At 60.4% G+C, this 12945-nt stretch carries 14 protein-coding genes and 1 riboswitch; of the genes, 12 read left to right on the top strand and 2 right to left on the bottom strand.

The window, feature by feature from the left end; translation table 11 throughout:
* The first annotated feature begins 143 nt into the window (after positions 1 to 143).
* The 5 genes from DSM14862_RS15715 (at position 144) to DSM14862_RS15695 (ending at position 5456) form a co-directional block, all read left to right on the top strand.
* Positions 144 to 1229: a polyamine ABC transporter substrate-binding protein gene (locus DSM14862_RS15715; RefSeq protein ID WP_007118266.1), complete on the top strand. Its 1086-nt coding sequence runs from the start codon at positions 144 to 146 to the stop codon at positions 1227 to 1229.
* A 78-nt stretch (positions 1230 to 1307) separates the two neighbouring features.
* A complete protein-coding gene (locus tag DSM14862_RS15710; RefSeq protein WP_007118265.1) occupies positions 1308 to 2435 on the top strand; it encodes an ABC transporter ATP-binding protein in 1128 nt (375 codons plus the stop codon).
* A 2-nt stretch (positions 2436 to 2437) separates the two neighbouring features.
* Positions 2438 to 3313 (top strand): ABC transporter permease subunit, encoded by an 876-nt coding sequence (locus tag DSM14862_RS15705; protein ID WP_040700321.1) that lies wholly within the window; start codon positions 2438 to 2440, stop codon positions 3311 to 3313.
* Positions 3310 to 4131: an ABC transporter permease gene (locus tag DSM14862_RS15700; protein WP_007118263.1), complete on the top strand. Its 822-nt coding sequence runs from the start codon at positions 3310 to 3312 to the stop codon at positions 4129 to 4131. Before DSM14862_RS15705 ends, DSM14862_RS15700 begins: the two co-directional genes overlap by 4 nt.
* Positions 4128 to 5456 carry an NAD(P)/FAD-dependent oxidoreductase gene (locus tag DSM14862_RS15695; protein ID WP_007118262.1) on the top strand — a complete coding sequence of 443 codons (1329 nt, stop codon included), beginning with the start codon at positions 4128 to 4130 and terminating at the stop codon, positions 5454 to 5456. The genes DSM14862_RS15700 and DSM14862_RS15695 overlap by 4 nt, the downstream gene beginning before the upstream one ends.
* A gap of 6 nt (positions 5457 to 5462) precedes the next feature.
* Here DSM14862_RS15695 and trhO read toward each other — a convergent pair whose 3' ends face one another.
* Complete coding sequence (gene trhO, locus DSM14862_RS15690) at positions 5463 to 6362, bottom strand: oxygen-dependent tRNA uridine(34) hydroxylase TrhO (protein WP_007118261.1); 900 nt, start codon at positions 6360 to 6362, stop codon at positions 5463 to 5465.
* A gap of 98 nt (positions 6363 to 6460) precedes the next feature.
* Here trhO and pncA point away from each other — a divergent pair, with 98 nt between their 5' ends.
* The gene (gene pncA / locus DSM14862_RS15685; RefSeq protein ID WP_007118260.1) at positions 6461 to 7057 is read left to right on the top strand and encodes a bifunctional nicotinamidase/pyrazinamidase; all 597 of its coding nucleotides are present in this window, start codon (positions 6461 to 6463) and stop codon (positions 7055 to 7057) included.
* 69 nt (positions 7058 to 7126) lie between these two features.
* Positions 7127 to 8419, top strand: a complete 1293-nt coding sequence (gene pncB, locus DSM14862_RS15680) for a nicotinate phosphoribosyltransferase (protein ID WP_007118259.1) — start codon at positions 7127 to 7129, stop codon at positions 8417 to 8419.
* 3 nt (positions 8420 to 8422) lie between these two features.
* Here the strand turns inward: pncB and DSM14862_RS15675 are convergent, their stop codons facing one another.
* On the bottom strand, positions 8423 to 9433 hold the full coding sequence (locus DSM14862_RS15675; RefSeq protein ID WP_113075677.1) for a PAS domain-containing protein: 1011 nt from the start codon (positions 9431 to 9433) through the stop codon (positions 8423 to 8425).
* A 177-nt stretch (positions 9434 to 9610) separates the two neighbouring features.
* Positions 9611 to 9828, top strand: a riboswitch (cobalamin riboswitch).
* A gap of 34 nt (positions 9829 to 9862) precedes the next feature.
* Here DSM14862_RS15675 and DSM14862_RS15670 point away from each other — a divergent pair.
* The 5 genes from DSM14862_RS15670 to cobW all read left to right on the top strand — a co-directional run bounded on the left by DSM14862_RS15670 (position 9863) and on the right by cobW (position 12941).
* On the top strand, positions 9863 to 10048 hold the full coding sequence (locus DSM14862_RS15670; protein ID WP_007118257.1) for a CbtB domain-containing protein: 186 nt from the start codon (positions 9863 to 9865) through the stop codon (positions 10046 to 10048).
* Between the two features lie 222 nt (positions 10049 to 10270).
* Complete coding sequence (locus tag DSM14862_RS15665; RefSeq protein WP_007118256.1) at positions 10271 to 10954, top strand: CbtA family protein; 684 nt, start codon at positions 10271 to 10273, stop codon at positions 10952 to 10954.
* Between the two features lie 11 nt (positions 10955 to 10965).
* Positions 10966 to 11463 carry a hypothetical protein gene (locus tag DSM14862_RS15660; RefSeq protein ID WP_007118255.1) on the top strand — a complete coding sequence of 166 codons (498 nt, stop codon included), beginning with the start codon at positions 10966 to 10968 and terminating at the stop codon, positions 11461 to 11463.
* Between the two features lie 72 nt (positions 11464 to 11535).
* Positions 11536 to 11910, top strand: coding sequence for a DUF1636 family protein (locus DSM14862_RS15655; RefSeq protein ID WP_040700318.1), 375 nt, complete (start codon positions 11536 to 11538; stop codon positions 11908 to 11910).
* Positions 11907 to 12941 carry a cobalamin biosynthesis protein CobW gene (cobW, locus tag DSM14862_RS15650; RefSeq protein WP_007118253.1) on the top strand — a complete coding sequence of 345 codons (1035 nt, stop codon included), beginning with the start codon at positions 11907 to 11909 and terminating at the stop codon, positions 12939 to 12941. Before DSM14862_RS15655 ends, cobW begins: the two co-directional genes overlap by 4 nt.
* The last annotated feature ends 4 nt before the right edge of the window (positions 12942 to 12945 follow it).

The following is a 12945-nucleotide window of genomic DNA, read 5'->3' as shown; positions in this document are numbered from 1 at the left end:
GAGCGGTCTTTCCGTCTTGTTTCGCCGTAGCTTGCAGCATTTCATTCTGCATGAAAGCATAAACCATCTTGCCCGAAGAGGCAAAACTTGATCAAATTGATGAAAGGTGGGGATCAACCCGACCTGTCTAACGGGAGTATGAAATGAAACATGTGCTACTAAGCAGCGTCGCCGTTGCCACCTTGATGGCAGGTGCGGCCTCTGCGGAAACGGTCCGGGTCTATAACTGGTCCGACTATATCGACGAATCCCTGCTGGAAAAATTTGAAGAAGAGACCGGCATCGAACTGGTCTACGATGTGTTCGACAGCAACGAAATGTTGGAAACCAAAATGCTGTCCGGTGGGTCGGGCTATGACGTGGTCGTCCCCACGGGCACCTTCCTGCAGCGCCAGATCACTGCCGGGGCATTCCAGCCACTGGACACCTCCAAGCTGCCCAACCTTGAGAATATGTGGGACGTGGTTTCTTCGCGGACCGAACAATATGATCCCGACAATGCGCATTCGATCAACTACATGTGGGGCACCACCGGCATCGGCGTAAACCTCGGCAAGGTCAAAGAAGCACTGGGTGAAGACGCCCCGGTCGACTCTTGGGACTTGGTCTTTGATCCCGCCAATATGGAAAAGCTGGCCGACTGTGGCGTGCATTTCCTCGACGCCCCTGCCGAGATGATCCCTGCGGCGCTGAACTACATCGGCGAAGACCCCAACAGCCATGACCCCGACGTGATCGCGAAGGCCGAAGGCGTCTTCATGCCGATCCGCCCCTATATTCAGAAGTTCCACTCCTCGGAATATATCAATGCCTTGGCGAACGGCGATGTGTGCGTCGCAGTCGGCTGGTCCGGCGATATTTTGCAGGCCCGTGACCGCGCGGCCGAAGCTGATAACGGCGTTGAAGTTGCCTATAACGCTCCCTCCGAAGGGGCGCAGATGTGGTTCGACCAAATGGCCATCCCGGTCGATGCGCCAAACCCCGAGGGCGCGCATAAGTTTCTGAACTTCATCATGGACGCCGAAAATATGGCGGCCGCGTCGAACTATGTGTACTACGCGAACGGCAATAAAGCCTCGCAAGAGCATCTGGTCGAAGATGTGATCGGCGACCCGGCGATCTACCCTTCTGAGGCGGCGTTGGACAATCTGTTCACCACCACACCTTACCCGCCAAAAGTTCAGCGCGTGGTGACCCGGCTCTGGACCAAGATCAAGTCCGGTACCTGATCTGAGACAGGGGGTGCGGCCAGTCAGGTCGCGCCCCTTTTTCTTGCCCTCGCGACCTGATCAAAGGATGTCTCAACCGTGAGCCCAACCGTCTTCGCCCCGTGGAATGATCCCGACGAAAAACCGCTTATTCGCTTTAAGAATGTCACCAAGAAATTTGGTGAATTCGTCGCCATCGACGATCTATCGCTGGACATCTACGCGCAAGAATTCTTCGCGCTGCTTGGCCCCTCGGGCTGCGGCAAAACGACGATGATGCGGATGCTGGCGGGGTTTGAAAACCCAACCGCCGGGCGGATCGAATTGGCCGGGCAAGACATCGCGCCGGTCCCGCCGAACAAGAGGGCGGTGAACATGATGTTCCAGTCCTACGCGCTGTTCCCGCATCTCAGCGTTTGGGACAACATCGCTTTTGGTCTGCGTCGCGATAAGATGGGCAAAGACGCGATCGAGGCACGCGTGGCCGAGATGCTGAAACTCACCCGTCTTGAAAAGTTCGCCCGCCGTAAGCCGCATCAGATCTCTGGTGGCCAACGGCAGCGCGTGGCATTGGCGCGATCCCTTGCCAAAGCGCCGAAGCTTTTGTTGCTCGATGAACCCTTGGGCGCGCTCGACAAGAAACTGCGGCAAGACACCCAGTTTGAACTGATGGACATTCAAGAATCCACCGGCACCACCTTTGTCATCGTGACCCACGACCAAGAAGAGGCGATGACCGTTGCCTCCCGCGTGGCGGTGATGGACGAGGGCCGTGTCATTCAAGTGGCCACCCCGGCTGAGATCTATGAGGCGCCGAATTCCGTTTATGTGGCCGACTTCATTGGTGACGTGAACATCATCGAAGCTAACACCAAGGCCATTGGACAAGACCAGTACCATTTAAATTGGATCGACGGGCAGCCGCCGCTGACGGCGACCTCTGCCGTGCCATTCAGCGAAGGCCAGCAGGCCCATCTGGCGATCCGCCCCGAGAAGATCCGCATCACGACCGAGCAGCCCGAGGATGCGCCTAATGCGCTACAGGGCAAAGTGCTGGATATCGCGTATTTAGGCAACCTCTCCACCTATCATGTCGAACTGCCCGGCGGGCAGGTGATCAAGGCGCAGACGGCCAACACCCGCCGCATCGCCCGTCGTGACATCACTTGGGAAGACCCGGTCTGGATTTCATGGAGCGCCACCGCAGGCGTTTTGTTGGCGCAATGAATATGCGTCGTTTCGCCCTGATCGCGGTCCCATATTTCTGGCTGCTAGCGCTGTTTTTGGTGCCTTTCCTGATCGTTTTCAAAATCTCCTTGTCTGACACGGCGCTGGCGATCCCGCCCTATACGCCGACCATCAAGGACGGCATCAGTGCGCTTTTCGCCCAATTGGATTTCGAGAATTTCGCCTTTCTGGCCTCTGATGACCTTTATTGGAAAGCCTACCTCAGTTCGCTGCGCATCGCGTTGATCTCAACCGCCTTCACGCTGCTGGTCGGCTATCCTATCGCCTACGGCATGGCCCGCGCCCCCGAAGAGTGGCGTGCCACGTTGATGATGTTGGTGATCCTGCCGTTCTGGACCTCTTTCTTGATCCGCGTCTACGCGTGGATGGGCATTTTGAGCAACGAAGGGCTGCTGAACCAACTGTTGATGTGGGTGGGTTTAACTGCAGAGCCTTTACAGATCCTTAATACCAACACGGCAGTCTATATCGGCATCGTTTATACCTATCTGCCCTTCATGATCCTGCCGATCTATGCCGCGCTTGACCGTTTGGATGAATCATTGAACGAGGCCGCCGAAGACCTGGGCTGTTCGCGTCTGCAAGCCTTCTGGCTGGTGACGATCCCACTGTCGCGCAACGGTATCGTGGCGGGCAGTTTTCTGGTCTTCATTCCGGCCTTGGGCGAATTCGTGATCCCCTCGCTGCTGGGCGGTTCGGGCACGCTGATGATCGGCAAAGTGCTGTGGGAAGAGTTCTTTAACAACCGCGATTGGCCGGTGGCGAGTGCTGTTGCCGTGATCTTGCTGCTGATCCTGATCATCCCGATCATCCTGTTCCAACGCAACCAGCAAAAGCAGGCGGAGGCCGAACAATGAAGCGGATGACATGGTTCAACGTGACCTCGCTGACGCTGGGGTTTGCCTTTCTTTATCTGCCGATGATCATTCTGGTGATCTACAGCTTCAACGCCTCCAAATTGGTGACGGTCTGGGCTGGCTTTTCAACCCGCTGGTATAGCGAGTTGCTGCAGAATGAGGCCTTCCTGAACGCCGCTTGGGTGACGATCAAGGTCGCGGTGATTTCGTCGTCGATCGCCACGGTGCTGGGCACGATGGCCGCCTATGTGCTGGTGCGCGGCGGGCGGTTCATGGGGCGAACGCTGTTTTCCGGCATGATCTATGCGCCGCTGGTCATGCCCGAGGTGATCACCGGTCTGTCGCTGCTCTTGCTCTTCATCGGCATCGGGCTGGACCGCGGCGTGCTGACCATCGTGCTGGCGCATACGACCTTTTCGATGTGCTATGTCTCGGTCGTCGTCTCCTCGCGGCTGGTGTCCTTTGACCGGTCTCTGGAAGAGGCCGCGCTTGATCTTGGATCATCTCCTTGGGAGGCATTCCGTCTGGTGACCCTGCCGATCATTGCGCCTGCGGTCATCTCGGGCTGGCTTCTGGCCTTCACGCTCAGCCTTGATGATCTGGTGATCGCCTCCTTCACCGCTGGGCCGTCGGCGACGACGCTGCCGATCAAGATCTTCTCGGCCGTGCGGCTTGGCGTATCGCCAGAAATCAACGCGCTCTCGACGATCATGATCGCCATCGTCACTGTCGGCGTCATCACGGCATCGCTGGTCAGCAAACGCTCAAGCCTGCGCGCGCAGGAGGAGGCCCGCGCGGCAGAACGGCCCGCAACGTGAAGCGTATCTACCCGGCTTTCGCCTATTCCGAAGCGCCGCGTGCGGGCTGTTGGTGGGATGAAACCTGCGCCGCGCCAGACCGCAAGGCGCAGCAAGGCGACGCGCAAGCCGATGTGGTAATCATCGGCGGCGGCTTCACCGGGCTCAACGCCGCGCTGCATCTGGCCCAGGCCGGGGTGGGGGCCACGGTGCTGGAGGCCGAGCGTGTCGGCTTTGGCGCATCTGGGCGGAACGGGGGCTTTTGCTGTCTAGGCGGCGGAATGCTCGACGACGTCACGCTGGATCGCAAATTTGGGCGGGAGGAGCGGCTCGGTTGGCGGCAGGCCGAATTGGCCGCGATCCGGCAGGTGGAGGATTTCATCACCACCCGCGGTGTCGATGTCGACCGACATTCCGATGGCGAGACCCAACTCGCCCACCGCCCCCGCGATTTCGATGAGATGCGCGGCAAGCTGGATCACTACGCAGAGAACTACGGTGTCACGGCACGGCTAACCCAGAAGGCCGACCTTGCCGCCGAAGGGCTAAACGCGGGTTTCGAAGGCGCGATCACCGTGCCGATTGGTTTTGGCTTCAACCCCCGCAAATATGTGACCGCCTTGGCGCAGGCCGCCGAAGAGGCGGGAGCGGTGATCTACCACAACAGCCCGGCCCTGAACGTGACCCGGCGTGATGGTGCATTCGATGTCACCACCCCCAAGGGCCGCATCCGCGCCGAGCGGGTGATCATCGCCACCAACGGCTATTCATCGGAAGACCTGCCGCTATGGCTTTCCGCGCGTTACATGCCGACGCAGTCCAGTGTGATCGTGACGCGGCCCTTGACCGAAGCTGAGCTGGCCGCCCAAGGCTGGACCAGCCAGCAAGCTAGCTATGACAGCCGCCATCTGCTGCATTATTTCCGGCTAATGCCCGACAATCGCATGTTGTTCGGCGTGCGCGGCGGGCTGCTGTCTAACCCAGCGTCCGAGGCGCGTGCCCTGCGCCGCGCACGGGCGGATTTCGAGGCGATGTTCCCCGCGTGGCGCAATGTTGAAACGCCGCATGGCTGGTCGGGCATGGTCTGTATCGCGCGCAACCGGATGCCGTTTGTGGGCGAAGTGCCGGATCAGCCGGGCATGTTCGCGGGTCTGTGTTACCACGGCAATGGCGTGGCAATGGCGAGCTATTCCGGCGCGCTTTTGGCCGATCTGGTGCGCGGCAAAACGCCCGAGCGGCCCTATCCCGCCCCCATGCGCGGCCCGCTGGCGCGGTTCGAGTTGGGGCGCTATCGCCGGGCGGTCATGCCCTTTGCATATGCCGGATTTGCGCTGTCGGACCGTTAAAGGCGCTTAGCTCTGATCTGGCGCTGCACGTTCTTTCGCCAACATGATCTGCCGCTGCCGCTCGCGAAAACGCTCCTTGTCGGCATCCGAAGTCTCGTCCACACATTGATGGCACGAAACCCCGATCTCATACCCGGCGTGTTTCGTATCCTCAGGCAGGATCGGACGGCGGCACCCGTGGCAGAGCATATGCGGCCCCTCGCGCAGCCCGTGGCCGACGCTGACGCGGTTGTCGAAGACAAAGCAATCGCCTTCCCAAGTGCTTTCCTGTTCGGGCACCTCTTCGAGGTATTTTAGAATGCCGCCTTTGAGGTGAAAGACATCATTCACCCCTTGGCCGATCAGATAGTTGGTCGACTTCTCACAACGGATACCGCCGGTGCAGAACATCGCGATCTTCTTGTTGTGGAAACGCTCTTTGTTCGCCTCCCACCACTCGGGGAATTCGCCAAAGCTTTCGGTCTGGGGGTCGACCGCGCCTTCAAAGGTGCCGATGGCGACTTCGTAATTATTGCGCGTGTCGATCACCGCCACATCGGGGGAACGGATCAACTCGTTCCACTCTTTCGGATCAACATAATGGCCCACCTTGGCGCGCGGATCGACATCGGGCTGGCCCATCGTCACGATCTCACGCTTGATGCGGACCTTCATCTTGCCAAAAGGCGGCTTATCGCTCGTTGCCTCTTTCCACTCCAGATCGGCGCAGCCGGGCAGGGCGCGCAGGTGGGCGATCACCGCGTCGATCCCGGCGCGAGGTCCGGCGATGGTGCCGTTCACCCCTTCGGGCGCCAAAAGCAGCGTGCCCATGACCGATTGCGCCCCGCAAAGCGCCAGCAGCGCAGGCTTAAGCGCTGCGGGATCCTCGAAACGGGTGAAGTGATATAGGGCGGCAATGGTATACATAAGCGTCAAATAAGCGCTTCGGGCGCAAAGCTCAATCCGGGGCGTGCCATTGACCTACCCCACCCGCAGCCCTACCCCTTTCGTTAAGGAGAATGACGATGACCCATGCCCTGATCGTGATCGACGTCCAAAATGATTTCTGCCCCGGTGGTGCGCTGGAAGTGCCCCAAGGCGATGAGATTCTGCGCGGGATCAATGCGCTGATGCCCGAGTTTGCCGCGGTGGTTCTGACGCAAGATTGGCACCCGGCGGGGCATTCATCCTTTGCGTCCTCGCATGACGGCAATGCGCCGTATGAGATTGTCACCATGCCTTATGGCCCGCAAGTGCTCTGGCCTGACCACTGTATCCAAGGCAGCATCGGCGCGCAGTTCCATCCTGATCTGCAAACAGACCGGGCCGATCTGATCATTCGCAAAGGCTATAGCCCAGACATCGACAGCTATTCGGCGTTTTTTGAGAATGACCATAGCACCCCCACGGGGCTTGAAGGTTACCTGCGCACGCGCGGGATCGAACGGCTGACCATGGTCGGGCTGGCGCTGGATTTCTGCGTGAACTTCTCGGCGGTGGATGCGGCGAAACTGGGTTTCAATGTCGATGTCCGCGAAGAGCTGTGCCGCGCCATTGATCTGGACGGATCGCTCGCCAAATCCCGCGAGGGGATGCGCGCGGCGGGGGTAACGCTGGCCTGATCCACCGCTTTACCCTTGCCTATTGGGCCGCGCCCTTGGCACAAGAAAGCAAGCAACAAGGAACCTCCCATGGTCGACATCGCCACCCGCGTCTATAACCACAAGTGGAAGATCGACCCGATCGTGCGGTCGCTGATCGACACGGATTTCTATAAGCTGCTGATGTGCCAGTCGGTGTTTCGCAACAAGCCGGACACGCAGGTCACCTTTAGCCTGATCAACCGCTCCACGCATATCCCGCTGGCCAATCTGATCGACGAGGGTGAGCTGCGCGAACAGCTCGACCACATCCGCTCGCTCAGCCTCAGCCGGGGGGAGAGCACTTGGCTGCGCGGCAATACCTTCTACGGCAAGCGCCAGATGTTCCGCCCCGATTTCATGGAATGGTTCGAAGGCATGCGCCTGCCGCCCTACCATCTGGAGCGGAAGGGCGACCAATTTGAACTGACCTTTGAGGGCAAGTGGCACGAGGTCATGTTGTGGGAGATCCCCGCGCTGGCCGTGTTGATGGAGCTGCGCAGCCGTGCAGCACTTGGCCCGATGGGCAAATTCGAGCTTCAGGTGCTCTATGCGCGCGCGATGACCCGCGTTTGGGAAAAGATCGAAGCGCTGCGCGAGGTAGACAATCTCTCCATCGCCGATTTTGGCACCCGTCGGCGGCATTCCTATCTCTGGCAGGATTGGTGCGTGCAAGCGATGCATGAGGGGCTGGGCAATGCCTTTACCGGCACCTCTAATTGCCGCATCGCCATGATGCGCGAACTAGAGGCGATTGGCACCAACGCCCACGAGCTGCCGATGGTCTATGCCGCGCTGGCCGATGATGACGAAGAGCTCGCCCGCGCGCCCTATGACGTGCTCTCGGATTGGCACGACGAACACGACGGCAACCTGCGGATAATCCTGCCGGATACCTATGGCACCAAGGGTTTTCTTGATCACGCGCCCGATTGGCTGGCGGGTTGGACCGGCATCCGCATCGACAGCGGCGATCCGGCCACGGCGGCGCAGACGGCCATCGACTGGTGGCGCGCACGGGGGGAGGATCCGACGACCAAGCGGGTCATCTTTAGTGATGGGCTCGACGTGGAAAAGATTAAAGAGCTTCACGCCCAGTTTGCGGGCAAGGCCAAGATTTCCTTCGGCTGGGGCACACTGCTTACCAATGACTTCCGCGGGCTGGTCCCGAACGATGCGCTGGCACCCTTCAGCCTTGTCTGCAAAGCGGTCAGCGCCAATGGGCGGCCTACGGTGAAACTGTCGGACAACCCCAATAAAGCGATGGGCCCGGCGGATGAAATCGCGCGGTACAAACGGGTCTTTGGTGTAGGCGAACAGGCCGCGCAGAAGGTGATCGTTTAACGGTCAGCCTTCGAGCAGGGCAAACATCGGAAATTCTGCTGTCGCCACCAGCCCCTCGCGCCGCCACTCATACTGCAATGTGCCGCCCGCGGCGCGGGTCAGCGACTGGATGATCCGCGACCCGCTGCTGCGGTCAGATTTCGTCACTTCCGGCCCGCCGGTTTCCTGCCAGATGAACCGCATCCGCGCGGGCGCTTTCAGCATAGAGACATCAAGCGACACACGCCCGTTTTCCGAGCTTAGCGCCCCATGTTTCACCGCGTTGGTGGCCAGTTCGTGCAGCGCCAGCGTCAACGGAGAGACCAGCCGATGCGAGATTTCAGGGTTCACCCCAGTTAAGGTGATCTGCTCTTCGGTGGCCGAGGTATAGGCCCGCATGATCGGCCCCATCAGCGTTCTAAAGTCGACCTCTTTCTGATCGCTGCGGCCAATCGTTTCGAAATGCGCGGCACCCAGAGCCGACAGCCGGTCGATGACCTTTTCCGCAAAGGCCGCCGGAGAGGGTTCCTCCCGCGAGGTCATCCGCACCATAGCGGTCATGACGTTCACGATATTGCGTAGCCGGTGCAGCAACTCATCATCGGCCAGTTCGCGGCGCTCCCGCTCGGCCTGGCGGCGTTCGGAAACATCCAACTGCGAGCCGAAGAAATAGGCGAGGTTCCCGGCCTCGTCGTTGATCGGACCAAGCTGCAAGGCGTTCAAAAATCGGCTTCCATCCTTGCGGTAGTTCACGATCTCAACCGTATCGACACGGCGGTCCACCAAAATTTCGCGCACCGTATCGACGCTCTCGCGCGTGGTCTCCGGCCCTTGCAAAAAACGACAGTTCTGGCCCACGATTTCATCCAGCGTGTAGCCGGTTAGATCGGTAAAAGCCTCGTTCACATAGACGATGGGATTGTCCGGAAGCGTGGGGTCGGTGATGCAAAGCGGCAGGCGTGCATGACGAACGACTTTGCCGAGAATGTCCTCGTTCAGGGCCGACCGATTGGCAGCCACCACGTCATCATTCATCAATTCGCCGCCCTTAGTACGAAAGTAGCCCGCAATGTGCCCCGCCCGCGCCATCCGGGTCAACCCGCATGTAGGATTCGCCCCATGTTAATCCACTATATACAGCCCCTGACGGTACGTTTCTCGTATCGGTTGCGGCGTCCGCTTAAATGCGACTTGTCATCGAGGGGCGAAAATGCGTAATTGAACCTGCTTGGTGTCCCGAAAAGCGCCCTATGGTGTGGGACCGAAAAGGGAATTCAGTAAGGGGTCGCTAAGACCCTGAAGCCGAAGCCGCCCCCGCGACTGTAAGCGGTGAGCCAATGCCCCTCGTGCCACTTGTCCATTCGGACGGGGAAGGCGGGCAAAGGTCACGACCCGCGAGCCAGGAGACCTGCCAGGCAAGTGAAACGCTAGATGCCGTCGGGTGTGACGGTAAGGAGAATGAAGATGACGACGATGATTAAGACCGCTGGGATCAAGACCGCCGGCGCCACGCGCAGCAAACTCGTACCGGCGCTGTTCGCCGCCGTATTGGGTGTGGCACTGATGGCGCTGACCGGCCATGTGCAGGCCGCTGCATTGCATGATGCCGCCCACGACGTGCGCCACGCGACAGGCTTTCCCTGCCACTAAGCGCCACGTCACTGTCACAGGGGTCCGGGCTGCCAACACGCAGTCCGGCTATCTGTGATTCTGCCGTCCGTCTGCTTTTGCCAGCCTTTCGCTGACCAGCTGTGCTCACTTTCCACCGCATATCGCGTTGGGAAGGGTCTACCACGTCTAGAGGTCTGGTGACGGTCTCGGCCCGCTTCATGCGCGGCGCCGTCTTTCATTTCGTATCCAAGGACCATTTCGATGTTCTCTCGTTTCCTAACCTCCGCCCTCTTTGCAGGGGCGTCTGCCGGGCTGCTGACCGGCCTGTTGCAGCTCTATTTCGTGCAGCCCGTGCTGCTTCATGCTGAGCTTTATGAGACCGGTGCACTGGTGCATTTCGGTGCCGACGCGGTCAGCGCGCACCCCGATCTGCCCGGTTTCGATGCCGTCCGTGATGGGCTGAGCCTGATCTTCACCATGCTGACCTATACCGCCTATGCGTTGATCCTACTTGGCGCGATGAGCTTTGGCGAAGAGCGCGGCGCAGTGATTGATGGCCGCTGGGGCATCCTTTGGGGTGTGGCCGGTTTCGTCGCTTTCCACCTCGCGCCGGGCTTTAGCCTTGCGCCCGAAGTGCCCGGTGTGGCCGCGGCGGACATCACCGCGCGGCAAATCTGGTGGTTTGCCACCGCAGCAGCAGCGTTGGTGGCGATGTGGCTGCTGACCTTCGGCACTGGCTGGGGCGCGTGGATCGGCGCGGCGGTGTTGCTGATGGCCCCGCATATCGTCGGCGCACCCGAGCCCGAGAGCTTTAGCGGCCCGGTGCCGACTGAGATCGGCGCGCTATTTGCCGCCCGCGCACTTGGTATTGGCCTTGCCGCTTGGGTGCTGCTGGGCAGCTTCGCCGGCTTCTTTTGGCAACGTGAAGGCGCGCGCAGCGCCTGAGGGAGGTCAAGATGGACAGATCACTGGCACTATTCGCCATCGGATTGGTCTTTGGCGGTGGCATTGGTTTTGCCATCGCCGCGAGCAACGGCGTGACCTTTGACGGTCATGACCACGGCGACCCTGCCGCTCATGGCGGGATGGACCACGGCGGCACGGATCACGCACAGATGCACGGCCAACCTCTCACGCTTATCGACGAAGACACCCCAAGCCTTGCGATCCGCGTGACGCCTGACCCAATGTCGGGCCATAACCTATTCGTGGAAACCGAAGGCTTCGCCTTTGCGCCGCAAAACGCCAGCGGCGACCACCAGCCGGGCGAGGGCCATGCCCATGTCTATGTCAACGGCACCAAGATCGGGCGCCTTTACGGCCCGTGGCTGCATCTGCCCGATCTGCCCAAGGGCGAGGTTACGGTTGAGGTCACGCTCAATGCCAATGACCACCGCCCCTTCGCGGTAAACGGTGCGCCGATTACCGCGCGCGAGGTGCTGACAGTTGAATAATCGCCCCGCTTCCCCTTTTCATAACGGGCCGGAGCGCATACCCGGCACGCATAACCCGATGGGATCAGATCAATGAGCACGACCCTACATGTCTGTATGACCTGCCGCGCAGGTGAGGTGCTGGAAGAAGATGCGCCGCGCCCCGGTGCGCAGCTTCATGCCGCCCTTGACGCCGCAGGCGCGCCCGAGGGCGTAACAATCGTGCCGGTGCAATGTCTTTCCGCCTGTTCGCAGGGTGCTGCCGTGGCACTGTCTGCGCCCGGCAAATGGTCCTATGTTTATGGCCGTCTGACCAAGGAAGACGCCGCCGACATCCTTGCTGGTGCCGCCGCCTATGCCGCCACCGAAGACGGGCTTGTGCCATGGCGCGAACGCCCGGTTATCTTTCGCAAGCAAAGCCTTGCGCGTATCCCCCCTTTGACCCTGCCGCAGGAGCCTACCTCATGAGCGATCTCGCCAAAATTCCCGTTACCGTCATCACCGGCTTTCTCGGATCCGGTAAAACCACGCTGATCCGCCACCTGATGACCAATGCAGGCGGGCGTCGCCTTGCCGTGCTGGTTAATGAGTTCGGCACAGTGGGTGTTGATGGCGACATCCTGAAATCCTGCGCCATTGAGGATTGCCCGGCTGAAAACATCGTCGAGCTGGCCAATGGCTGCATCTGCTGCACCGTGGCGGATGATTTCATCCCGACCATTGAGGCGCTGATGGCCCTGCCGACCCGCCCCGATCACATCCTGATCGAAACCTCCGGGCTGGCCCTGCCGAAACCGCTGCTTAAGGCCTTCGACTGGCCCGCGATCCGCTCGAAGATCACCGTCGATGGCGTGATCGCGCTGGCCGATGCCGAGGCCGTGGCCGCAGGCACTTTTGCCGCTGATGTCGCCGCCGTTGATGCGCAGCGTCTGGCCGATGACAGTCTCGACCACGAAACTCCGCTGTCTGAGGTGTTCGAAGATCAAATCTCCTGCGCCGACATTATCCTGATGTCCAAGGCCGATCTGGCCGGCCCAGAAGGGCTCGCCAAAGCCCGCAAGGTGATCGAAGCGGAGAGCCCGCGCGAGATCCCAATCCTTGAGATGACCGAAGGTGTGATCGACCCCAAGGTCGTGCTGGGCCTCAATGCCGCTGCCGAAGACGACCTCGCTGCGCGTCCTTCGCACCATGATGGCCACGACGATCACGAGCATGATGATTTCGAAACCGTGGTGATCCCGATGCCGGAAGTGTCGGATGTCGAGGCGCTGGTCGCCGCAATCGAGCGGCTCGCGCGTGAGCAGAACATCCTGCGCGTGAAGGGCTATGTCGCTGTCGAGGGCAGACCAATGCGCCTGTTGGTGCAGGCCGTGGGCGCGCGGGTGCGTCAGCAGTTCGACCGCCCTTGGGGCAGCGATCCGCGCGCGGGGCATTTGGTGGTCATCGCTGAACATGACGACATCAACCTCGCCGTAATCCGCGACGTATTGGGAGCCTAACCGC

The sequence above is a fragment of the Sulfitobacter indolifex genome, from assembly GCF_022788655.1.
GTDB lineage: Bacteria > Pseudomonadota > Alphaproteobacteria > Rhodobacterales > Rhodobacteraceae > Sulfitobacter > Sulfitobacter indolifex.
Note: the sequence above shows the minus strand (reverse complement) of the source record. Positions and strands in the feature narration are given on the sequence as shown.

Coding starts and splice junctions, on each gene's coding strand:
- DSM14862_RS15655 (WP_040700318.1), top strand. CDS start 11,536: ATGAGCACGACCCTACATGTCTGTATGACCTGCCGCGCAGGTGAGGTG.
- trhO (WP_007118261.1), bottom strand. CDS start 6,362: ATGTATACCATTGCCGCCCTATATCACTTCACCCGTTTCGAGGATCCC.
- DSM14862_RS15660 (WP_007118255.1), top strand. CDS start 10,966: ATGGACAGATCACTGGCACTATTCGCCATCGGATTGGTCTTTGGCGGT.
- DSM14862_RS15665 (WP_007118256.1), top strand. CDS start 10,271: ATGTTCTCTCGTTTCCTAACCTCCGCCCTCTTTGCAGGGGCGTCTGCC.
- DSM14862_RS15715 (WP_007118266.1), top strand. CDS start 144: ATGAAACATGTGCTACTAAGCAGCGTCGCCGTTGCCACCTTGATGGCA.
- DSM14862_RS15670 (WP_007118257.1), top strand. CDS start 9,863: ATGACGACGATGATTAAGACCGCTGGGATCAAGACCGCCGGCGCCACG.
- pncA (WP_007118260.1), top strand. CDS start 6,461: ATGACCCATGCCCTGATCGTGATCGACGTCCAAAATGATTTCTGCCCC.
- DSM14862_RS15705 (WP_040700321.1), top strand. CDS start 2,438: ATGCGTCGTTTCGCCCTGATCGCGGTCCCATATTTCTGGCTGCTAGCG.
- DSM14862_RS15675 (WP_113075677.1), bottom strand. CDS start 9,433: ATGAATGATGACGTGGTGGCTGCCAATCGGTCGGCCCTGAACGAGGAC.
- cobW (WP_007118253.1), top strand. CDS start 11,907: ATGAGCGATCTCGCCAAAATTCCCGTTACCGTCATCACCGGCTTTCTC.
- pncB (WP_007118259.1), top strand. CDS start 7,127: ATGGTCGACATCGCCACCCGCGTCTATAACCACAAGTGGAAGATCGAC.
- DSM14862_RS15700 (WP_007118263.1), top strand. CDS start 3,310: ATGAAGCGGATGACATGGTTCAACGTGACCTCGCTGACGCTGGGGTTT.